Below are 21,226 nucleotides of genomic sequence, written 5' to 3' on the forward strand. Positions count from 1 at the left end.
TCCGTATTGCCAATGGCACTCCCTATGGTCTGTCCGGCGCCGTCTGGTCCGCCGACCAGGATCGCGCCAAGCGCGTGGCCGGCAAGCTGCGCACCGGTCAGGTGACGGTCAATGGTGGTGCCTTCAACGCCCTGGCGCCGTTCGGTGGCTTCGGCCATTCCGGCCTCGGCCGGGAGTTCGGCAAGTGGGGTCTGGAGGAGTTCCTGGAGGCGCGGTCGCTGCAGCTCTGAGGCGGAGTGGACGCGGAACCTGGGGATTGAACAAGGGGTCAGATGAAAGTGTTCATCTGACCCCTTCCTAGGCCTTGCCCCCCAGCAGAATCCTTACCGCCGTACAGGCATCCTCCAGCTCCTCATCCCGGGGTTCGCGCCCGCCGATGATATCGCTGTAGAGGCAGGATTCCGCGAGGCGGACCATGAAGTAGGACAGGCTATCCACGCTCATGGGCGGATTGATCTTGCCCTGGGCGACCTGGTCCTTGAGGGTACGGGTGTTCGCTTCCACGGTCCGGGCGTGCAGGGTGGACTGGGACGAAGTCAGGATTCTCAGCGCATATTCCGGGTCCTGGTTGATGAACCGCCTCAACGGCTCGAAGTGCAGGATCGTGGAATTGATTTTCCGGTAGACACCGACAATGTAATCGACTCCCTCGCCCGGGGTTGTGGCGAGAGCTTCCAGGCGCAGCGGTTCGTACAGGGACCACAGCACTTCACCGATCAACAGATCCTTGTTGCCCACCCACCGGAACAGGGTGGCCCGGCCGATGTTGAGTTCGTCCGACAGGGATGCCAGGTGGATACGCTCGCCCTTGAGCCACATGCGCCGGGCCCGCTTGAATGCGTCGGCCGGTGTCGCTTTGGTTGTTGTTCTGGCTGTCACTGGAACCTCTTATCCAAATTCGATTTCATTCTAACGACAAAAAGAGAACGCTGCTATGAAGACCAGAATCACTGAACTGTTTGGTATTGAACATCCCATCATCCAGGGCGGCATGCACTGGGTTGGGTATGCCGAGCTGGCAGCGGCGGTATCCAATGCCGGTGGCCTGGGCATCCTGACGGCGCTGACCCAGCCGACGCCCGAGGATCTGGCGCGGGAGATTGCCCGTTGCCGGGAGATGACCGACAAGCCTTTTGGCGTCAATCTCACGTTTCTGCCCTCGTTCAAGGAACCGCCCTATCCGGAGTATATCCAGGCGATCATCGACGGCGGTGTAAAGATCGTGGAAACCGCCGGCCGCAGCCCGGAAAAGTACATGGACCAGCTGAAAAGCGCCGGTATCAAAGTGATTCACAAGTGCACCTCGGTGCGCCATGCCCTGAAGGCCGAGCGAATCGGCTGTGACGCGGTCAGCGTCGACGGGTTTGAATGCGCCGGGCACCCGGGTGAGGATGACATTCCCAATTTCATCCTGCTGCCCCGGGCCGCCGAGGAATTGACCATTCCGTTCGTGGCCTCCGGTGGCATGGCCGATGGACGCAGCCTGGTGGCCGCCATGGCGCTGGGCGCCGAGGGTATGAACATGGGTACCCGCTTCCTGGCCACCCGGGAAGCCCCGATCCATGACCGGGTGAAACAGACCATTGTCGACTCGGACGAACTGCAGACCCGGCTGATCATGCGGCCACTCCGGAATACCGAACGGGTCCTGCGAAACCGCGCCGTGGATGAAATCATCCGCATCGAGGCAGAGAAGGGCGGCGATACCACCATCGATGACATCCGGCACCTGGTGACCGGCGCCAAGGGCAAACTGGTGCTCCATGAAGGCCGCATGGATGAGGCCGCCTGGAGCTGCGGCATGGTGGCCGGACTGATCCACGACGTGCCCAGCTGCGACGAACTGATCGACCGGATCATGAGCGAGGCCCATGCCATTGTGAGTGAGCGACTGGCGGGATTTCTGGGCGATTGATGCTGTCTACCCTTTATACCGGATAGGCAGCATCAATTGCAGGAGAAATACGATGAAACGCGGACTTTCAGGCTTTGCTCTCGCGCTGTCCCTGATGGTGGCAGGCGTGGCGTACACATCACTCACTGTCGCAGACAAGCACGATAGCAGGGATGCCGAGTTCGCCCCGGACGACCCGAGCCTGGCGGTCGCCACCTTCGCAGGCGGCTGCTTCTGGTGCGTGGAAGCGGGTTACGAAAAGGTGCCGGGGGTGGTCGAGGCCGTCTCTGGCTATGCCGGGGGCAGTGTCGAGAATCCCACCTATGAGCAGGTCTCTTCTGGCAGAACAGGCCACACCGAGGCGGTGCAGGTTTACTACGACCCGGATGAAATGACCTACGAGGGGCTGTTGCAGGGCCTTTGGCGGATGATGGATCCCACCGACGCCAATGGCCAGTTTGTCGATCGGGGCAAGCAGTACCGGCCGGCGATCTTCTACCACAATGACGAGCAGAAGCGTCTGGCCGAGGCCGCCAGGCAGGAACTGGAGGCTTCCGGAATCTATGACAAGCCGGTGGTGATTGAAATCGTGGCGTTGGATACCTTCTATCCAGCTGAGAAGTACCACCAGGACTATTACAAGAAGAATCCGCTGCGCTACAAATTCTACACCTTCAACTCCGGCCGCTATCAGTTCATCGAGAAGGTCTATGGCGAGGACTATGAGCTGGACTTCTCGAAGTTCCGGCCCGCGGCCATGGAGTCGGATGCCAAGGGCAAAGGCTTTGACCCGCAAGCCTTTGTGAAGCCCGATCAGGAAACCCTGAAAAAGCGCCTCACTGATATCCAGTACGAGGTCACCCAGGAAGACGGAACCGAAAGGGCTTATAACAACTCCTACTGGGATAATAAACAGGCCGGTCTGTACGTCGATGTTGTGTCAGGTGAGCCGTTGTTCTCATCCCGGGACAAGTACAAATCGGGTACTGGCTGGCCCAGTTTCACCAGGCCCATTCATGAGGATGCGGTGGTGGAAAGGGAGGACAGGACACTGTGGATGACCCGCACCGAGATCCGTAGCCGGTATGCCGACTCGCACCTGGGGCACGTCTTCAATGACGGACCGGCTCCCACCGGACTGCGTTATTGCATGAACTCAGCGGCGCTTCGGTTCATTCCCCTGGAGCAGATGGAGGCTGAGGGCTACAGGGACTATATCGACGAAGTCACCGGCGGTAACTCCTGATGGTGCGGTCAGAGCCACAGGTCCTTGACCGGAGTATTCGGACCGAAATGGTGATGAATCTGGGCCTGTAGCAGCTCTGCGGTGCCAATGGCGTCAATCAGCGCATTGTGGGAGGCGTAATGGGGCAGCCCATAGCGCTGACGGCTGTCGGCCAGACGAATTGACACCGGTTTTTTGCCCAGTAACCGTTGCCAGCGGTTTGGCCGCCGGTCAGGGTGCAGGTGGGCTTCGATGGCCATGGTGTCGATGACCGGGAAGCGGATGCCTTCGCCCAGCCGCCACTGCAGCGCCACGTTGAGGAACGGTCGCTCGATGTCCCGGTAATGGACCACCGGGATGCGGCCATTCAGGTAGCTGAACAGCTTGTCCAATACCTCGTTGAGGTCCGGCGCCTTGTCGATGTCGGAGTGGGTGATGCCATGCACTTCGATAGAGGTCTGGTGCAGGGGCAGTTGCGGGCGCACCACCTGGTGCCAGCAACGACCCAGCTGGATCCCGCCCAGGGTGAAGGGCACCAGCCCGACACTGACGATGGAGTGCTCGTTCGGATCAAGTCCCGTGGTCTCGAAATCCAGCGCCACCAGGGGAACGTCCGACATCGGCATGTCCGGATCGACGCAGCCGGCTTCGTAGAAGGCCTTGAGCAATGGCGACTTTGCCTGTTGGGCGAGCTCCCGGTATTGCTCGGGCCAGGTGGGTTTCGGGGTGTTCGACTGGCCTTCCGGATTACTGGGCATTGCGACCTACCTGGGCGTTGTAGCGGAAACGCAGGAACTTCTGGGCGTTGCTGACCACCTGGAAGGCGTCCTTCAGGTGGCTGCGTTCGAACGGTGACAGGTCCTCGGGGCGCACGTTATTGTCGGGCTTCCGGTCATCCTCGATGGCCAGGGCCTGATGCCGGATACGAACGATGGAGATGAACTCCAGGGCATCCCGCAGGTTGCCGAGATCATCTTCCAGCAGCAACTTGGTCTGGCCAATGGCCTTGAGGCGCTCGAAGGAGTTCTGGGCCCGGGAGCCGCAGGCCAGGGCATGGATCCGGATCAGGTCAGACAGGGGGGCGGTGCCACGCCGTTTCAGGTTGAAGGTTTTGCGGTGCTGGCCATCCTCCTCCAGCACGAAGGTACGGAAAAAGCCCAGTGGTGGCGTTCGGTTCAGGGCGTTGCGCGCCATCAGGGTGAGGAAGCGCTGACTGTGGCTGGCCTTCTCCGCCACTAACGCCTTCAGCTCCTCGGCAAACCCGATGTTGCCGTGGATGCCGTCCAGGTCAAAGAAGATGTTGCTGTTCAGCAGCGCCTCGGCCTTGGGGTTCTCGATCCAGTCGGTGAAATAGCCCTTCCACACCCGCAACGGCTGGCGCCATTTCGGGTTGGTGGCCATGATTTCGCCGGTACAGTACGTGTAGCCGCACTCCGCCAGGCCGTCGCTGACAAACTTCGCCAGCGCCAGGAAATACTCGTCGTGCTCTTCGGGTACGAAACTGTCGTCCAGGATCATGGCATTGTCCTGGTCGGTCACCACCAGCTGCTCGTCCCTGGCCATGGAACCCAGCGCCATGAAGCAGTAGGGAATCGGGGGTGGTCCCAGTTTTTCCTCGCCCAGCTCCAGCAGCCGCTGGGTGAAGCTTCGTCCAATGCCCGCCATGGCACTGCCGATCATGTGGGAGTTGGCGTCCTCGTTCACCATGCGCACAAAGGTATCCGGTACATCGCGGCTGATCTTCTTCAGGCCTTTGACGTCATTCTGGTGATAGATGTTGCTGACCAGGTACAGGCTGCTCTGGCTCTCGTATTTCACGATGTCAGACAGGGCGATCACACCCCGTACCTCGTCTCTATCCATGACCGGAAGGTGATGCACGTTGTTGTGCAGCATCATGAGCATGGCTTCGAAAATATACGAGCTGGCGCGAATGGTGATCAGGCCCTCGGACATGATGTCGCTGATCGGGGTTTCCGAAGGCAGCGCTTCGGTAACGGCGCGGGTCCGCAGGTCCCGGTCGGTAATGATGCCCTTGAGCCTGGGATGGTCGCCGCTTTCATCCATCAGTAGCAGTGCTGAAACGCCCTGATCGGTCATGATCCGGGCCGCCTCCTGCAGTCGAACCGTGCAAGGCGCCGAGACCGGAGTGCGGGCAATCAGCCGGGTGACCTTGGAGGTCATCAGGTCGTTGGACTTCTCCCGCCGGGACAGCGCCGAGCGCAGGCGACTCCGGTCCTCGGTCTCGACAAAGTCGGCAAAACCGTCATCGTTTTCAAACAGGTACTGGAAGGTGGCTTCCGGGATCCGGTAGATGAGGGTATCTTCGAGCGCCCTGGCGGGAAAACGCACGGTCTTGTTCATCAGCAGCCCGAACTGGCCAAAGATGTCGCCCTCTCCGATCCGATTGTAAAGTTCACCGGAGCGCCGGTAGATCTCCACGGCGCCACTGCGAATATAGTAGAGCCAGGAGTTGTCCTGGCCGAATTCCAGGATCTCCGTGCCGGCCCGGAAATACTCCACTTCAACGCCACCGACCACATGATCCATCAGCTCCTCGGGCATTTCATCGAACGGGGGGAACTGGGCCATATGGTTCCGGATATCAATGAGTTCCGCCTGCATATTGCTCCCTGATGCGTTTTGAGTGAAGTCTGAAAGTTGTTGTTAATCAAGGACTATAGCAACCGGAGGGAGAGCTGGCCACGGCGAGGAGGCGATGACGGCCCGAAGGCCGCCATCGTTGGTGGGTAGGGCGAGGTTATTGGCCCAGAGACTGGAAGATGCTCTGGTTGCCACAGGCATCGCCGTTTTCATAGTCAGTGTCCACAACAGTGTTGATCCAGTAGTTCAGGAGTTCCACTCCTTCGGTATGGGTCACGCTGCGGGCAATGGGTGGCATGCGCCGCTGGGGATCGCTGTCGTCCGCCAGCCGGCAGGCAACAATCGAACTGTCGGCATCCCCGGGTACCACGATATGCTGGCGACCGCAGGAGCCACCGCCGGTGGCCGTCGGTTTCTTGCAGATACCGTAACCCGCATCCACCGCCCGGTAGTGATCCAGGTAATAGCCGGTATTGGATGCGGCGCCCCGATCGTTATGGCAATGCTGGCAGTTCACTTCAAGATATGCCCGCAGACGGGCTTCAACATCGGCGTCGGAGCCGGCGGTTTCACCGCTGTCACCGGGCAGGTTCCAGTGAGGCAGGCGCTCGATGTTGGTGGCCACGCCCCGCCCGTCAATCTGAAGTTCCGGCACATTGGTCAGGATACCCTGATCCTGCCAGTACTTGAGCTGGTTGACCCGGGGAAACCCACCCTGCCCCCGGGTGCCCATGAAGGCAGATTCCGGGGCATAGGCGCGGTTGAGGTTGCGGGGTTTCGGGCCTATGGGCGCGCTGCCGGATTCCACGTCATCGTTGCTGTGGCAGGTAATGCACTGGTTGGCGTTGGGAATGGCGTAGGCGTCGGTGCTTCCCGTCAACAGCTGGCCTGTGGTCGGATCCTGGTAATGCCAGCTCACTGCCCGGGTACCGCCCCCGAGGGCGAGTCTTGCCACGGGATTGCCCTCGCTGTCCTTTTCCCAGATGTAGGTGGGACCATCCCAGAACGCCTTGCCGCTTTCGCTCACCCGCTTGATCAGCAGGCGGGTTTCCACCAGTTCCTCGGTCCCCTGGCTTTCATCGGTAAAGGCAAAGGTCTTGGCAATCACCGTACCGGTGGGGAAGTGGATGGTGCCGTTCACGTTACCGCCGTCCTGGCCGTTCACGTAGACCGCCCTGGTGCCTGGCGGCACGAACGCGATCCGGTACTTGGTGGCGTAGTCGGAAAACAGCTTGCTGTTGAGCACGAACGGAACGCCACCGTCATTGGGCATGCTGCGCGGATCCTGGGGATCGGCGAACAGATTGTACTGGTCCAGGGTCGGACAATTGACTGCCAGGGCCTCCCGGTTGATGCTGCCCGGCTTCACGCGTTTGCTGCACAGCCGGTTGATGTACTCTTCGCTGGGAGCAGGATCGATGGTGCCGCTGGGTTCAAACGGCGGGATTTCCACGCGGGGCAATGGGGGCAGGACTTTCCCGAAACGGGCCTGGCAGTCGTGGACCGACTTGTCGGTGTCGGCCACCACACCGTCCAGGCCCTCCAGTACTGATTGCAGGCCTTCCAGGGTCAGGATGCTGGTGTCCTGCTCGGCGGCTGCCAGAACCAGTTCCAGTCCCTCGGTGCCATGGAAGTTCATGTAGGCCTGGCTGTCGGCAGACAGGTCGTTGTTATGGAAACAGGAGCCCCACTGGGGGAGCTTACGCTCACCCTGGTCGTTGAACTTATAGGCGTTGTAATGGCAGGACGGGTTCGGGTGTTCGTTGGTGTGGATCGGCTTGCCGTTTTCATCAGCGGGCACCGGCTTGCCGTTGGCGTCCACTGGGTAGGGGCAGTCCGCGTCCAGCTCGTCCAGCAAGCCGTCCCAGACAATGTGGGCGCCCTTGCCTGGATTGGTGACGTTTTTCAGGCCGATCAGGGTGGGCAGCACGGTCTCCACCTGACCTTCGAGGAGCACTTTTTCGAAGTTGGGCGGAGGCAGGTCGTAGCCGGAGTTGCGCATCACGTTGTTGTGAATATGCAGGCCTTCGGTATAGGGATCCAGCTTCTTGTCCGAGGTCTTGCCTTTGCCGTCGATCAGCTCGTAGCTGGTGTAGATCACCGCCGCGGTGCTGTGGTCCTCGAAGGTGTTGTCAAAGACCTCGATGTTGTCGTAACCCAGGGTGATGAAGCCGGTGCCCCGGGGGACGGCGGACACCAGCCCACTATGGGCGAAGTTGTAGGTATTGTTGTTGCTGGCCACGCTGTTGAGCATCACCGAGGTATCGCCGTACTGGGTGATGTTCTCCAGGTCATAGATCAGGAAACCGCCCGTGTTGCACTCGGCCAGGTTGCTGTCGTACTCGCCGCCCTGGACGTTCTCGATCTCGAAGCCCATGACGTTGTACACCGCGCGACTGTTACGGATGATCGCGGTATTGGTCTGGCCCACGTAGATGCCTGCATCCGAAGCGCCCACGGATTCGGAGTTGTCCACCAGGATGTTTTCCGATTCCACCGGATAGATGCCGTAACGGCCGCTGGCGGAGCTGGGAATGTAATCCGGGGTCGGATCGCCCTCGTTCAGGGGAGGGGTGGTGCACTGCACATGCAGCCGATCAGTGAAGTTGCTGGCGGTGATCGGCTCGCCGCCGCCGGACCAGATCGCCCGCACGTTCAGCAGCGTGCCCCATTTCACGCCCTTGAGCTTGAAGGCATCGCCGGGGGAGTCGGCAATGGTCAGGTCGCGCACGGTGATGCCGCGAACGTTGAGGGCTTCCAGGCCGGTGACGTTGTCGCTGTTTCGGAAGGACAGCACGGTTTCATCCTTGCCGCAGCCCTTGATGAGTACATCTTCGGTGGCCTGGATCAGCAGGCCATGATTCAGCTCGAAAAAGCCGCAGCCGAATTCCAAAGTGTCTCCCGGGCGCAACTGGATCATGGCACTGATCATCTCATTGGTGGCTTCCGGTCCCGGTTCCACCAGGAAGGTGCGCCCCTCACTGAAGCGTTCGGCCTGGTTGCCGGCGACGTTGCTGTTGTCGCCGGCGGTGTCGCTGGCTGGCGCGGACTCCGAGGAACCACCGCCACCGAAACATCCGGTGAGCAGGAATGTGGCAGCCATTGCCAGAGTCAGACCAAGGTGCCCGCGTTGCAGACGATTCCGGGTTTTTGTGAAATTCATGGCTTTGCTCCTGTCCTTAAAGCGGGGCGCTTTCGATCCGTTCCCACATCCGCAGGTAGGCTTCGGCGGAGGTGAAAAGCTGGTTGATGGCGTCGTCGATCTGCTCGGGATCGGCGTCGCTGTTGCGGATCATGTCTTCGATCTGGTCCGGGTACAGGCCGTAATGGGCCACACCGCGCCCGTCGTAGAGGCTGAACGCCCGGTCTCCGGTGCGCTGGATATCGAACCGGACCCGCCCATCGACAGAGGTAAACGGATAGAGCGTGGCTTCGTCCTCAGCGGTGCCCGGGTTGGCGGCCAGCTGGGCAATGCCGTTTACATCCGAGGCAAAGCCGGCGCCGCCGAAGGGGCCGACTTTCAGGTCGTTGCTCCGGGGCCGGTTGCCATCCCGGGTCAGCTTGCGCACCCAGTCTTCCCGGGTTCCGCCGAAGGAGGCGGTTACCCCACCTTGGGAAGCAATACGGTCACGGAGTGCTTCGGTGCCGCCCCAGCCGCCGTGGCTGTTGATCACGGGGTAGTCCAGCGGTCGGGTGATTTCCAGGATCCGGGCCGCCGCCTTGCGGCTGATGTGATCGGTCTCGATCATCATCTTGCGACGCACCAGTTCCTTGATCAGGAAGTCGCCCAGGTCGCTCAGGCCACGGCGGTTGCAGAGATGGTCAGTGCCCCGACGCGGGTCCAGTTCGGCCATTTCCTCGGGAGTTTCCGGGAAACGCTCGCCCAGGTAATCCATCTGGTAAAGCAGCTGGTCGATCAGACCAAAGGGCTGGAGCGTGGCGTTCTGATCCGGCTCTCCGCCGGTGTATTCGACGTTCTCCGGGCACTGCTCGAACTCAACGGGGTGGCCGGTTTCCAGCAGGTTGCCGGCATAGAGAATCGGGCCGATACCGATGCCGGTGGAGAGGTCGGGCAGGTGACCGCCGAAGGCGTTGTCGAACTTGTGAACCGGGAAGATGTTACGCACACCCAGCTGGTAAAGCTGATCCAGCCGCTCGACGATTTCATCGCGGGTGCATTCGGCTACCCCGAGGAATTCTCCGCACTTGAACACCTTGGACATTTCGATGCCGAGCACCACGGCCAGCTTGCCGTCTCCGATGACCGCGCGGGCCTGTCCGGGGCTGGTGACGATCCGGAACCAGCCTTCGCCCGGTCCTCCGTGCTGGGCATCGATGTAATCCTGCATCTCGTACATGCGCTGGATCTGCAGCAGGATCGATTCCATGGGGTCGCAGTCATTCTGCTTCTGGGGATTGATGCGGCAGAGGATCTCGTTATGTACCAGGTGGTTCACCAGGATCTTCATGCCCGCCAGGTGGGCTCTTTCCAGCCAGCGGTAATAGCTCTGGTGGTGTTGCAGCGAGTTATATCGGGGCCAGTCATTGAAGGTGGGCCAGCCCTGGGTGTCGTGCAGCCCGATGCCGCTGGTGGCGAGCTCCACAAAACCGGTTGCGCCCCAGGGGCCATGGACCGCTTCGCAGTCATGGAGCGCATGGGTAACGCCAAAGCGATGGAAGGGCGCACCATAGTTGACCCGTCCACCGATAAATTCATAGGCGGAAATGTGGGAATGGGTGTCGACGAAGCCGAACACGTCGTTCTTGTCGATGCCCTGAACAGTGCGGAACCGGTCCACCTCCTTCAGGTAAGTAGCCGGTCCTTTTTCATCAAGGATCTCGGCGTTCAGTTCCGCTTCCGGGTAGTCCTTGCAACCCTGTATTTCCCGCAGGGTAAAGAGGCCGGATTCATCAATCATGGAGGGCGAGGCTAGGGCCAGGCCGTCTTTGGTGGTTGTCAGCATCAGCCCGGTGACATCGGAGGCCAGGGTAAACGCCGGTTCCGGCCCCGGACGCTGCAGTTGCCAGACTGCCAGGTCACTGGGGGCATCGACGATCGCCAGGGCCGGATTGACGGTGGTATCACCGATCTGGTCACCGGTGAACTCGAGGCTTTCGCCAATGGCACGCAGGGCATCCCCCAGGGGCGCTACCGGATCCAGGATCAGGTTGGTGGTGTCCCCGAGGCCGGCGACCAGGTAGCTGATCTCGCCAATGAAGGTGCCGGTGTCGTCGAGGAACTCCCCGGCCGGATCGCTGATGCCAAGCAGTTCGAAACTGCCCACGTCCCCGGTAGTGCGCTGGAAGTCGGACATCAACAGGTAGGTGCCCAGGCGCGTGGGCCGAAGCCGGAAACTGGTGGCCAGAGCCGAATCCGGGGTGACCGAATACTGGCTGGATTGTGGATCGGCACGCAGGTAGCGTCCTTCGGCCTCCAGGGTGTAGCAGCCATTGGCGACGCTGTACCGGTCGATCGTGGCGGTCTTCGCGAAGGTGTCCGTATCGGGGGCAACGGCAGAATTTTCCGGAGCTGTCCCGGATTCCGGGCCGGAGTTGGCGGTGGGGCCGTCGTCGGAGCCGCCACAACCGCTGATCAACAGGGCGCCGGCGAGCGTCCATGCCATTGCGGCGGGCCATTTTTTGTTATGCATGTGGACCTCTCATTCCATTCTGGTGCCGGGCGGGCCGGCAACTCGTTGTTATTGTTCGTAGTGGTTATCGGCACCCGGTGCCTCGAACCAAACGTGAGAGGTTGTAGCATGTTGGGAAAGGTGTGACAGACATCACATCAGGCCATTTTTTGAGCTGTCGGATAATTGACGGATTTCGTTGACCACTTTGCGGAGGGTTGCTAGCCTTGCCGCACTTTTTTCAGGTGCCCGTCGCAAAGCGCGACGGGTGAAACGGGAAATCGGTGAGCCTGGTCCGCCAGGGCAATTCCGATGCTGCCCCCGCAACGGTAAGCAGGAAAACGGCAATCAAATGCGCCACTGTGCTTTTGGCATGGGAAGGTGATTGTCCGGGAACCGCCAGGGTTCCACCTGCAAGCCCGGAGACCGGCCTGGAAAAACACCCGGAGTTGCGGAGGGCGGCTTGGGTGGGCGAATTCCGGTAGCTCCAGTCCCAATCCGTCTCCGACTGCCCCCTGTCTTTTCCGCAACCGAAACCTGATTCCCGTGCGGGTGCGCGCGGTTTGCGGAGAAAGCCCTATGTTGAAGTTTCCTTTTCCTGCCGTAATGGCCGGTGTGTCCATCGCTGCATTGCCACTGGCGGTTGCTGCCCAGTCCTCGGAAGATGAGGCCCTGGATCCGATTGTGGTGACTGCCACCCTGGGCCCGGATACCGTTGGTGAGAGCCTGTCGTCAGTGACCGTGATCGAGCAGGACGATATCGAGCGACAGCAACCTGCCGAGTTTCGCGACCTGCTCCAGGCACAGCCGGGGGTGAACGTGGTGTCCGATGGCAGCTATGGCAAGACCACCAGTGTCTTTCTGCGTGGCGCCGGAAGCTCCGGGACCGTCCTGTTGCTCGACGGTATCCGTCTGCGTTCTGCAACCGCCGGGATTCCCCCCTGGCAGTTCCTGCCACCGGAGTTGATGGGTAAGGTCGAGGTGGTGCGTGGTGCCAAGAGTTCCCTTTATGGCGCTGACGCCGTTGGTGGTGTCATCCAGGCCTTTACCCTGAAGCCCGGGGCGGGCCGACAGGGCTGGGCCGAGGTATCCGGCGGGTCCCACGATACCCTGGGAACGTCGGTTGGTGTCGCCGGCCGGGAGGGTAATTCCTCCATTCTGGCCGGCGGTCTGTACTCGGATACCGACGGCACTGAACTGCGGGAAGGTGGCGAGGACCGGGGCTTCCGCAATGCCGCCGGACTGACGAAAGTCAGCCATGATTTCGAGCAGGGCGGCGGTGTGGGTGTCACCATGTTCCAGTCTCAGGGCAATACCGAATTCGAGGATGGCGACACCGACTTCATGATCCGGGCCGCCGGGCTCTATCTGGAAGCGGTGGCCAGCGATTACTGGCGCACGCGCATCCAGTTTTCGGAAGCCCGTGACGAGCAGGAAACCTTTGGCACTTACCCGAGTGTCTTCGACACCGTGTCCCGTTCAGCCCGCTGGGAAAACACCCTGACGGCAGGGGTTCACGAACTGGTGCTCGGTTCGGAGTTCATGGTCGACGAGGTGGACGGTACTAGCCAGTTTGCCGAGGACAGCCGCACCAATGCCGCCGTTTTCGGCCAGGCCCGCCTCAATTTCGATGCCACCGATCTGATGTTCAGCCTGCGGCTGGATGACAACGAAGCCTACGGCAAGGAAGAAACCGGCGGTATCGCCCTGGGCCACCAGTTCGATCGTTCCCATCGCCTGCGCCTGAGCTACGCCACATCGTTCAGGGCGCCGACGTTCAATGATCTGTACCTGGAAGTGCCTTCGGACTTTGGAAGTTACTTCGGTAACCCGGACCTGGATCCGGAGAAAGGTGAGATGGTGGAAGTCGGTTTTTCCGGGCGGTATGACTCCTGGTTCTGGGATGTGGCGGTTTACCAGAATGACGTGGAGGACCTGATCACCTATGTGTCCGATCCGGTTACCTACGACGGCACCATGGAGAACGTGGAAACCGCCAGAATCCGTGGTATCGAACTGTCTTCCGGAATCCAGACTACGGACTGGGATATCAACGCGGCAATCACTTACGCCGATGCCGAGAACCGGGAAACCGGCAAGCGGCTGCCCCGACGGGCCGAGAAAAATGTGCGGCTCGACGTCGACCGGCTGTTTGATGCGTGGTCGGTGGGGGCCAGCGTCATCGCCGAAAGCGATCGCTACAACGATGCGGGCAACACGACCTTGCTGGCCGGTTACGGCACCATGGATGTCCGGGCGGCCTGGGAATTCCTGCCGGGGTGGTCCGCAGGCCTGAAGGTGGCTAACGTGTTTGACCGTCAGTATGCCACCAGCCTTGGCTACGACAGTACAACCTTCGAGCCCTTCGAGTACCTGGCGGCTGGCCGGACCTACATGGCCTCGGTACGCTATGATTTCCGCCAATAACGGCCTGAGGGAGGCAGCGTGACCTGGTCATGAGAGCAATCCGGTTATTGATTACAGTGGTAGCTGTTCTGGGACTGGCGCTGACCGCGTCGGTTTCCGCAGCCGATCTGTGTGCAACCGATGCCCTCGATCGTAACGTTTGCCTGCCTGAGCCGGCCGACCGGGTCGCTTCCCTCTCGCCGGGCGCCACGGAACTGCTGTTCTCCGCCGGCGCCGGCGACTCTGTGGTCGCCGTCAGTGCCTGGAGCGATTACCCCCCGCCGGCGGCGGAGTTGCCGCAGGTGGGCGATAGCAATCGCCTCGATCTCGAAACCATCGTCGGCCTGGAGCCGGATCTGGTGGTGGCCTGGACTGACGGCAATTCCCGCGCCCAGCTGGACCGGCTCGCCGATCTGGGTGTACCTGTGTTCTGGCTCGCTCCCAGGAAATTCGAGGACATCGCCCGGGCCGTGGAAATTCTGGGCCGGCTGACCGGCCACATGCCTGTTGCCGAACGCGCAGCGGCGGATTTCCGGACAGGAATTTCCGCGTTGCGGGCGAAGTATCGGGATTCGGCCCCGGTGCGGGTGTTCTACCAGGTCTGGGGCCAGCCGCTCATGACGATCAACGGCGACGAGCTGATCAGCAAGGCCATTACGCTGTGCGGCGGCACCAATGTGTTTGCCGATCTGCCCAGGCTGGTGCCCCGGATTTCCGTGGAAACGGTGCTGGCCGCCGACCCGGAGGTAATTGTCACCGCCGGGCGCGGTGACTCCGATCACGACTGGCTGGCACGCTGGCAGAACTATCCATCCGTGACTGCCGTAGCCCGCGGTAATCTCTCCCTTGTATCCCCATCGCTTCTGCAACGTCCCACCTTCCGCATGCTGGAAGGCGCCCGGGAGTTGTGTGACATCCTGGAGCAGGCCCGTGCCCGTCTCTGATATTTTCCGGCCGCTGGTCATGCTGGCGCTGGTGGGGCTGGCTGCCATATTGGTGTCGGTGAGCGTCGGCAGTGCCGATCTTGGCCCGGGGGATACCCTGTCCGTGCTGGCCGGTGGCGGCAGTGAGCTGCACCGGACGCTGATTCTGGATCTCAGGCTGCCACGGACCCTCAGCGCCTTTGCCACCGGCGGCCTGTTGGCGGTGGCCGGTGCCCTGATGCAGGTGTTGCTCCGTAACCCCCTGGCCGATCCCTACGTACTCGGGCTCTCCGGTGGCGCCGCCGTGGGCGCGTTGCTGGCCATGCTGGCCGGAGCGGCCGGATTCCTCATTTCCGGCTCGGCGTTTGCCGGCGCCATGCTGGCAACCCTGCTGGTGTTTGGCCTGGCCCACGGCAGCGGCAGCTGGACGCCATCACGGCTACTGCTCACCGGCGTGGTGGTGGCCGCCGGCTGGGGAGCGATGATTACCCTGATTCTGGCCATGTCACCGGCCAGCCGGTTGCCGGGTATGTTGTACTGGCTGATGGGGGATCTGTCCCATGCCGGCCAACCCTGGCCCGGCCTGGCGGTGCTGATTCTGGTCTGCCTGTTGGTGTTTCCCTTGGGCCGAAGCCTTAACGTTCTGGCCCGTGGATCATTGCAGGCTGCGGCCCTGGGGGTATCGGTCCGGTCGCTGGAGTGGCTCATCTATCTGGTTGCCAGCCTGCTCACCGCCACCGCCGTGACCATGGCTGGAGCGGTCGGCTTTGTCGGACTGGTGGTGCCGCACATGCTCCGGCTGGCGCTGGGTAATGACCAGCGGATGATATTGCCGGCCTGTGCCCTGGCGGGCGGCACGTTGTTGGTGCTGGCGGATACCCTGGCCCGGGTGGTGATTGCCCCGGAGCAGTTACCGGTGGGGGTGATCACCGCCCTGATCGGCGTCCCCACCTTCCTGTACCTGCTGTACCGGAGTCGGTAATGACCACGCTGACCACGGACAACCTCATCATTGATATCCCGGGGCGCGCCCCGGGATCTCCCCTGAATCTGGAGGTCCGGCCCGGCCAGGTCTGGGGCGTGCTGGGTCCCAACGGCGTGGGCAAGACGACGTTGCTGCATACACTGGCGGGACTGCGGTCGCCCCACAGTGGTGAGGTCTTGCTGGATGGCCGGGCTCTGGCTTCCTTGAAACGAAAGTCGGTGTCGCAGCAGTTGGGCCTGGTGTTCCAGGACCGGCAGGATGGCTTCCCGGCGACCGTGCTGGAAACCGCCCTGATCGGCCGCCATCCCTGGTTGTCGTCCTGGCAGATGGAAACCGGCGAGGATATCGCGATTGCCGAGCGGGCGCTGCAGGCGCTGGATGTCGGACACCTCCGGGACCGGCTGGTCAGCACCCTGTCCGGCGGTGAACGCCAGCGCGTGGCCATCGCGACCCTGATGACCCAGGCACCGGACATCTGGCTGCTGGACGAACCGAGTAACCACCTGGATCTGCATCATCAGGTGGCGGTGATGCGCCTGCTTTCCGGGCAGGCCGAAGCGGGCCGGGCGGTGTTCATGTGCCTGCACGATGTCAATCTGGCCGCCCGCTGGTGCGATCACTTGTTGCTGCTGTATCCCGATGGCGAAGCGTGTTGGGGGCCTTCCGAAAACATGCTGGTTCCAGCGGCGCTGGAACAACTCTATGGCCAGAAGCTGGTAACCGTCGAGGTTGATGGCACGCCGATTTTTGTGCCTGCCAGATGATTTTTCGGCCTTCGAAGAGGCCTCCTGAGTGTCGCGGATTCCCTTGGCTACCATTGCTGGTCCAATCTTCACAAAAAAGGCACCGGGAACGTTGTGATTCTGTCCGTTGGGCCTATATTCATAGAGTAAGGTGCATGGTAAGGATACCCATGCCAGGGACAGGGAAGGGGACATATCATGAATGGTAATTTACGCAATCTTTCTGGATTTATACTGGCGATGATCGTCATCGTCTTCATGGCCGCTGGAAATCATGCAGTCGCGGCAACGGCTGAAGATTTACACCGGGACGCCCAGCAGGCACTGGAGAAGCTTAATAGCACAAACGCTCTCGCCAAGACGCTTTCCGGGGAAGCCAAGGCAATCCTTGTTTTCCCCAATATTGTCAAAGCTGGCCTGGTCTTCGGCGGCAGCTATGGTGAGGGGGTTCTGATGAAAGACTCGGAGGTGGTTGACTACTACAACTCGGTGGCCGGGACCTTCGGATTTCAGGCAGGTGCCCAATCCTACGCCTATGTCATGTTTCTGATGACCGATGAGGCTGTCAGCTACCTTGAAACATCCAAGGGCTGGGAAGTTGGTGTCGGACCCACCGTTGTTCTCGTTGATGAAGGCGTGGCAAAGAACCTGTCTACGTCGTCCCTCAAGGACGATGCCTATGCTTTTATCTTCAGTCAGCAGGGGTTAATGGCTGGAGTCAGCATTGAGGGTACGAAGATTTCCCGCATCCAGCGATGAATCATTCGCCCCCAGGTAGTGGTTTGTTCCGTCAAGCCAGGCCCCGGGGGCGGTGATGAACTGCTTTCCAGGTCCGGATTGTCTGCGGCAAGGATGTAACGATTGTCGTCCTAACCATGAGTACTGTAAAGATTCCATCATTCTCGGAGTTCCATGACCAGGCACTGATGCGCAAGTGTGGTGAACAGGCCCTGCAAGCATTGTTGCCAAAACTGCCGGAGCCTGGAGTGCTAGAGGCAACCGGAGACGATCGTTACCTGTCCGAAGTGACCCGGTGCGTGTTCAAGGCCGGCTTTGTCTGGCGGGTCATCGAGAACAAATGGCCGGACTTTGAAGCGGCGTTTCACGGCTTTGTGCCGGCCTACTGGCAGCAGGTGCCGCCCGAAGTGCTGGAGGAACTGGCGGCCGATGAGCGCATCGTGCGCAACATGCAGAAAATCCGGACCGTGCCGGAAAACGCCCGGATGATCATGGACGCCGCGCGGGATCACGGCAGCTTCGGCAACTTCCTGGCCCAGTGGCCCCATGACGATCAGGTCGGTCTGCTCATGTGGCTCAAGCGCAACGGTGCCCGTCTGGGTGGTAATACTGCCCAGTACTTTCTCCGACGGGTTGGCTGGGACGGTTTCATACTGTCCCGGGACGTGGTCACGGCACTGACTCGGGCTGGCATCCTGGATGCCTCACCAGGCAGCAAGAAAGGCTTGACCCAGGTACAAGAGGCGTTCAATCAGTGGCACCGGGAGACCGGTCTGCCGGTGAGTCACCTGTCCCGAATCGTGTCCTTCACAGTAGACAACTGAGCTTGCCTGAAAGGTACCTTGCCGTTTTCTGTCAGTCCATCCAGAGTCCGGGACTTTCCGTTGTGAACTGGCGGACCTTCGCTGGCGAGCTGCAATCCGGCGCCATCTGATCCGGTCCGAGCAGCAGCCAGCGTTCACGGTGGGCAACGCCCAACTCTCTGCTGCCTTCCAGCGTAAAGCACTCCAGGTCCAGGTTGTCGGCGGTCAGTATGTAACGGTTGTCGCCCTCGCTCATCCATTTCCAGGCATTGCGCTCTTCTTCGCGCAGCCCGCTGAAGAAGCTGAAATGCACGAAATCCAGTTTGGAGAACAGGATGAACTGTTCCCGGAAGTCGATCATGCCGAGTTGGGCGTCAGCGGGAAGTTGCTGTTCGGCAGCAGCCAGGATATTGCGTGGAGTGCGCAGGGGCTCAAGGATCCGGTAGCCCCAGGTACTCAGCAGCAGCCAGGTGACCATCATCGCCACGAAAAGGCGCCCCAACGCCCGGGAGCGCCAGAATCCGAACAGGCTGACCAGCCAGACCAGCCCGATGGTAAATACCAGCGTGCCGGCTTCGTGCAGACGCGCCGGGTCGCGGCTGTAGTCGCTGACCTTTTCCACCAGCCGTGGGTGGTCGTTCCAGGCCAGCGCACCAACCGTGATCATGGCCAGCGCCAGAATCAAGTGTACACCGGTCAGTAACGGTGGGAACCAGCCAGCGGGCCGTTGCGTGCTCAGCAGAGGCGCCAGACTCAGTGCGAGCATGGGCAGGGCCGGTAGCAGATACACGCTCCGTTTGCCCGGGCTCAGGCTGAAGAACACAATCACCAGCGCAATCCAGACCAGTAGCACCGGAATTGCAGGACGGTGGCGGAAGCTGTCGGTCAGGGGCCGCCACAGCGCCAGCAACAATAAGGGCAGTGGAAACCACAGCGACGGAATCGCGCTGGTGAGGTAGTAATACCAGGGCTGGAGATGCCCCCAGGAATCGGCGTAGCGCTCTCCGGTCTGCTTGAACAGGATGTTGTTGCGGTAAGCCAGCGCTTCGTCGGTGCCCAGCGCATTGACGTACAACACCATCGGAACCAGCCAGGCGGCAACAACCGCGAGCATGGCGGCTGGCCCGAGCGCGCTGCGCCAGGTCAGCGTGTCGGCAAACAGGTTCCGGTCACGGAATTTCATGGCCGCGACAGGGATAAGCATCAGTGCTGGCAGGAATCCGACGCCCTTGGTGATAATCCCCAGGCCCATGAAGGCCCAGGCAGTAAAATACCAGCCCCAGGACGGACCGGTGAAAAAGTGCCGGAGCAGGCCATAGCAGGCCACCATTATCCAGCAGGCGACCATGGCATCGATTTGCGCCTTCTGGGCCTGGAGCAGGAACTGGGGCGCAAGTAACACCAGCATGACAGCGACCGCGCCGGTACGTTGGTTCCAGAGGCGGGTGCCGATATCAAAGACCAGCCCCAGGGTGAGCAGGCTGCATAGCGCGTTGGGCAAGAGAAAGGCGACTTTCAGGTTGCCGGTGAGCCAGTAGAACAGGGCAATGCTCCACATGAAAACCGGTGGCTTGTCCGGGTAGAACTCGCCACCGCGCATGGGGATGAGCCACTGGCCCGAAGCCACCATCTCCCGGGCAACCTCGGCGAAGCGGGGTTCGTCGGCGGGCCAGGGCGAGCGGAGACCGATGCCGGTGAAAATCATGACTGCCGCGAAGCCCAGCAGCAAAAGCAGAAGCCGGTTTCGGGACAGGTCGAACAGGTATGCCGGAAGGTGGCGGACAAACGGTGATGCGGGCATGGTGCGCTCTCAGGACTGATCGGAAACGGAATTGGCGAGGGTGCGTGCCCTGTGGTTATGGTAGAGGAGTGCGCCAATCAACGAGGCAAGGATGAACAGCACGACACTCAGTAACAGCTGGTATTGGTCGGCACTGCCAATGCCGGCACCGGCCAGGGCGAACACGAGCATTTGCGGGATGTAGCCAAGGGTGCTGCCAACCAGAAAGGGCGCAAAGCGGATACCGGAACAACCGGCAACAAGGTTGGTTACCAGGTTGCTCCCCACCGGCAACAACCGGACCATCAGTACTTTCATGAGGGTCTGGTCGCGGAATAGGTGGTCAAACTGACGCATGCGATGTCCAAAACGGCGTGTCAGGGATTCGCGCAGCAGCCATCGGGCAGTGAAGAAACAGCCAGCCGCACCAATCGCGGTTGCCAGGGACGATAGAATGGTGCCGTTGATGCCGCCCATGGCAAAGCCGAGCACAAATGCCAGCAGCTGGCGGGGCGCCCCGATTCCGGTAAATGCTGCACCAGCCAGGGTGACGACCAGGAAGCCGGTTATTCCATGGCTGTGGAGATAACTGGCGACCTGGTTCTCGTTGGCCAGGAAGTCCAGCCAGCCGTAATGGATCGCCAGATAACTGACCAGTGCAAGCGCGGCAAAAAACAGCCATCGCGCCTGGTTGGGCATATCAGAGGCTCTCCGCGGTGGAAGCGACCGTATCAGCATCAGCAACCTGCGAAATGGCGGGCACCCTGGTTCGGTGCAGAAGCCACATCACTCCCAGCAGATCGAGAATGCCTGCCCAGGCCCGATTCCAGGCATTGTATTTCGAGGTGCCGGCCGTGCGGGGGCGATGATGGACCTCTACGACCGCGATCTCTCCACCGATTCCTCTCACCAGTGCTGGTATGAATCGGTGGCCGTGGTCAAACCAGGGCAGCCGGAGGAAGGTCTCCCGCGGGAACAGTTTGAGACCGCACCCGGTGTCCGGCACGCCATCATGCAGCAGGGCATCGCGAACGCGGTTGGCCAGTCGCGACTGGAAGCGTTTCCAGGCGGTATCCTTGCGGTTTTTCCGGTAGCCTGCGATGCAGAAGTCGGGGTTCTGTATGGTATTCACCTTCTGAAGCAACGCTGGAATATCGGCGGGATCGTTCTGACCATCGCCGTCCATGGTGGCGATGAGCGTGCCCCTGGCCCGGCGGATGCCGGTGGCCAGTGCGCCGCTCTGACCAACGCTTTGATCGTGACGAACCATAACGAGTCGACCGCCAACCGACCGTGCGTTCTTCAGCGCGATATTCAGAGTCTGATCGCTGCTGCCATCATCCACCAGCACCACTTCAAAATCCGGGTAGTCGCGCATGACCCGGAAAATTTCAGTGATCAGTGCGGCTATATTGTCTTGTTCATCCTTGGCGGGAATGACCAGTGACAGTGTTCTTTCCTGACCCATACAGAGTTTTCCCTCGGCAGACAGAGC

The 21,226-nt window shown here is 61.0% G+C and carries 17 protein-coding genes and 1 riboswitch; of the genes, 9 read left to right on the forward strand and 8 right to left on the reverse strand.

The window, feature by feature from the left end; genetic code table 11:
- On the forward strand, nucleotides 1-230 hold a 230-nt coding region (locus tag ACESMW_RS06610), incomplete at its 5' end, for an aldehyde dehydrogenase family protein (protein ID WP_372986265.1).
- Nucleotides 231-297: 67 nt separating this feature from the next.
- Here ACESMW_RS06610 and ACESMW_RS06615 read toward each other — a convergent pair.
- The gene (locus ACESMW_RS06615; protein ID WP_343813726.1) at nucleotides 298-879 is read right to left on the reverse strand and encodes a QsdR family transcriptional regulator; all 582 of its coding nucleotides are present in this window, start codon (nucleotides 877-879) and stop codon (nucleotides 298-300) included.
- A gap of 55 nt (nucleotides 880-934) precedes the next feature.
- On the opposite strand from ACESMW_RS06615, the gene ACESMW_RS06620 reads away from it, so the two are divergent.
- Both ACESMW_RS06620 and msrB read left to right on the forward strand, forming a co-directional pair.
- Nucleotides 935-1,915 carry an NAD(P)H-dependent flavin oxidoreductase gene (locus tag ACESMW_RS06620; protein ID WP_372986266.1) on the forward strand — a complete coding sequence of 327 codons (981 nt, stop codon included), beginning with the start codon at nucleotides 935-937 and terminating at the stop codon, nucleotides 1,913-1,915.
- Between the two features lie 52 nt (nucleotides 1,916-1,967).
- A complete protein-coding gene (gene msrB / locus ACESMW_RS06625) occupies nucleotides 1,968-3,140 on the forward strand; it encodes a peptide-methionine (R)-S-oxide reductase MsrB (RefSeq protein ID WP_372986267.1) in 1,173 nt (390 codons plus the stop codon).
- Between the two features lie 8 nt (nucleotides 3,141-3,148).
- Here the strand turns inward: msrB and ACESMW_RS06630 are convergent, their stop codons facing one another.
- The 4 genes from ACESMW_RS06630 to ACESMW_RS06645 form a co-directional block, all read right to left on the reverse strand.
- On the reverse strand, nucleotides 3,149-3,877 hold the full coding sequence (locus ACESMW_RS06630) for a 3'-5' exonuclease (RefSeq protein WP_372986268.1): 729 nt from the start codon (nucleotides 3,875-3,877) through the stop codon (nucleotides 3,149-3,151).
- Nucleotides 3,867-5,744, reverse strand: coding sequence for a putative nucleotidyltransferase substrate binding domain-containing protein (locus ACESMW_RS06635; protein WP_372986269.1), 1,878 nt, complete (start codon nucleotides 5,742-5,744; stop codon nucleotides 3,867-3,869). The genes ACESMW_RS06630 and ACESMW_RS06635 overlap by 11 nt, the downstream gene beginning before the upstream one ends.
- 136 nt (nucleotides 5,745-5,880) lie before the next feature.
- A complete protein-coding gene (locus tag ACESMW_RS06640) occupies nucleotides 5,881-8,886 on the reverse strand; it encodes a parallel beta-helix domain-containing protein (protein ID WP_372986270.1) in 3,006 nt (1,001 codons plus the stop codon).
- Between the two features lie 16 nt (nucleotides 8,887-8,902).
- Nucleotides 8,903-11,374 (reverse strand): hypothetical protein, encoded by a 2,472-nt coding sequence (locus tag ACESMW_RS06645; RefSeq protein WP_372986271.1) that lies wholly within the window; start codon nucleotides 11,372-11,374, stop codon nucleotides 8,903-8,905.
- A gap of 205 nt (nucleotides 11,375-11,579) precedes the next feature.
- A riboswitch (cobalamin riboswitch) is annotated at nucleotides 11,580-11,803 on the forward strand.
- 129 nt (nucleotides 11,804-11,932) lie between these two features.
- On the opposite strand from ACESMW_RS06645, the gene ACESMW_RS06650 reads away from it, so the two are divergent.
- The 6 genes from ACESMW_RS06650 (at nucleotide 11,933) to ACESMW_RS06675 (ending at nucleotide 17,972) form a co-directional block, all read left to right on the forward strand.
- On the forward strand, nucleotides 11,933-13,780 hold the full coding sequence (locus ACESMW_RS06650) for a TonB-dependent receptor plug domain-containing protein (RefSeq protein ID WP_372986272.1): 1,848 nt from the start codon (nucleotides 11,933-11,935) through the stop codon (nucleotides 13,778-13,780).
- Nucleotides 13,781-13,836: 56 nt separating this feature from the next.
- Entirely contained in the window at nucleotides 13,837-14,703 is an 867-nt protein-coding gene (locus ACESMW_RS06655) for a cobalamin-binding protein (RefSeq protein ID WP_372986301.1), read from the forward strand.
- A 19-nt stretch (nucleotides 14,704-14,722) separates the two neighbouring features.
- Nucleotides 14,723-15,664, forward strand: coding sequence for a FecCD family ABC transporter permease (locus ACESMW_RS06660; protein ID WP_372986302.1), 942 nt, complete (start codon nucleotides 14,723-14,725; stop codon nucleotides 15,662-15,664).
- Nucleotides 15,664-16,431 carry an ABC transporter ATP-binding protein gene (locus ACESMW_RS06665; protein WP_372986273.1) on the forward strand — a complete coding sequence of 256 codons (768 nt, stop codon included), beginning with the start codon at nucleotides 15,664-15,666 and terminating at the stop codon, nucleotides 16,429-16,431. Before ACESMW_RS06660 ends, ACESMW_RS06665 begins: the two co-directional genes overlap by 1 nt.
- A gap of 177 nt (nucleotides 16,432-16,608) precedes the next feature.
- Entirely contained in the window at nucleotides 16,609-17,169 is a 561-nt protein-coding gene (locus ACESMW_RS06670; RefSeq protein WP_372986274.1) for a YSC84-related protein, read from the forward strand.
- Nucleotides 17,170-17,285: 116 nt separating this feature from the next.
- On the forward strand, nucleotides 17,286-17,972 hold the full coding sequence (locus tag ACESMW_RS06675) for a DNA-3-methyladenine glycosylase I (protein ID WP_372986275.1): 687 nt from the start codon (nucleotides 17,286-17,288) through the stop codon (nucleotides 17,970-17,972).
- Between the two features lie 31 nt (nucleotides 17,973-18,003).
- Here ACESMW_RS06675 and ACESMW_RS06680 read toward each other — a convergent pair whose 3' ends face one another.
- The 3 genes from ACESMW_RS06680 to ACESMW_RS06690 are packed head-to-tail and all read right to left on the reverse strand — an operon-like array spanning nucleotide 18,004 to nucleotide 21,199.
- Entirely contained in the window at nucleotides 18,004-19,752 is a 1,749-nt protein-coding gene (locus ACESMW_RS06680; protein ID WP_372986276.1) for an ArnT family glycosyltransferase, read from the reverse strand.
- 9 nt (nucleotides 19,753-19,761) lie between these two features.
- Nucleotides 19,762-20,430 (reverse strand): TVP38/TMEM64 family protein, encoded by a 669-nt coding sequence (locus ACESMW_RS06685; RefSeq protein WP_372986277.1) that lies wholly within the window; start codon nucleotides 20,428-20,430, stop codon nucleotides 19,762-19,764.
- Between the two features lies 1 nt (nucleotide 20,431).
- A complete protein-coding gene (locus tag ACESMW_RS06690; RefSeq protein WP_372986278.1) occupies nucleotides 20,432-21,199 on the reverse strand; it encodes a glycosyltransferase family 2 protein in 768 nt (255 codons plus the stop codon).
- Between the last annotated feature and the right edge of the window lie 27 nt (nucleotides 21,200-21,226).

It is taken from the genome of Marinobacter sp. (assembly GCF_041690455.1).
Classification (GTDB): domain Bacteria; phylum Pseudomonadota; class Gammaproteobacteria; order Pseudomonadales; family Oleiphilaceae; genus Marinobacter.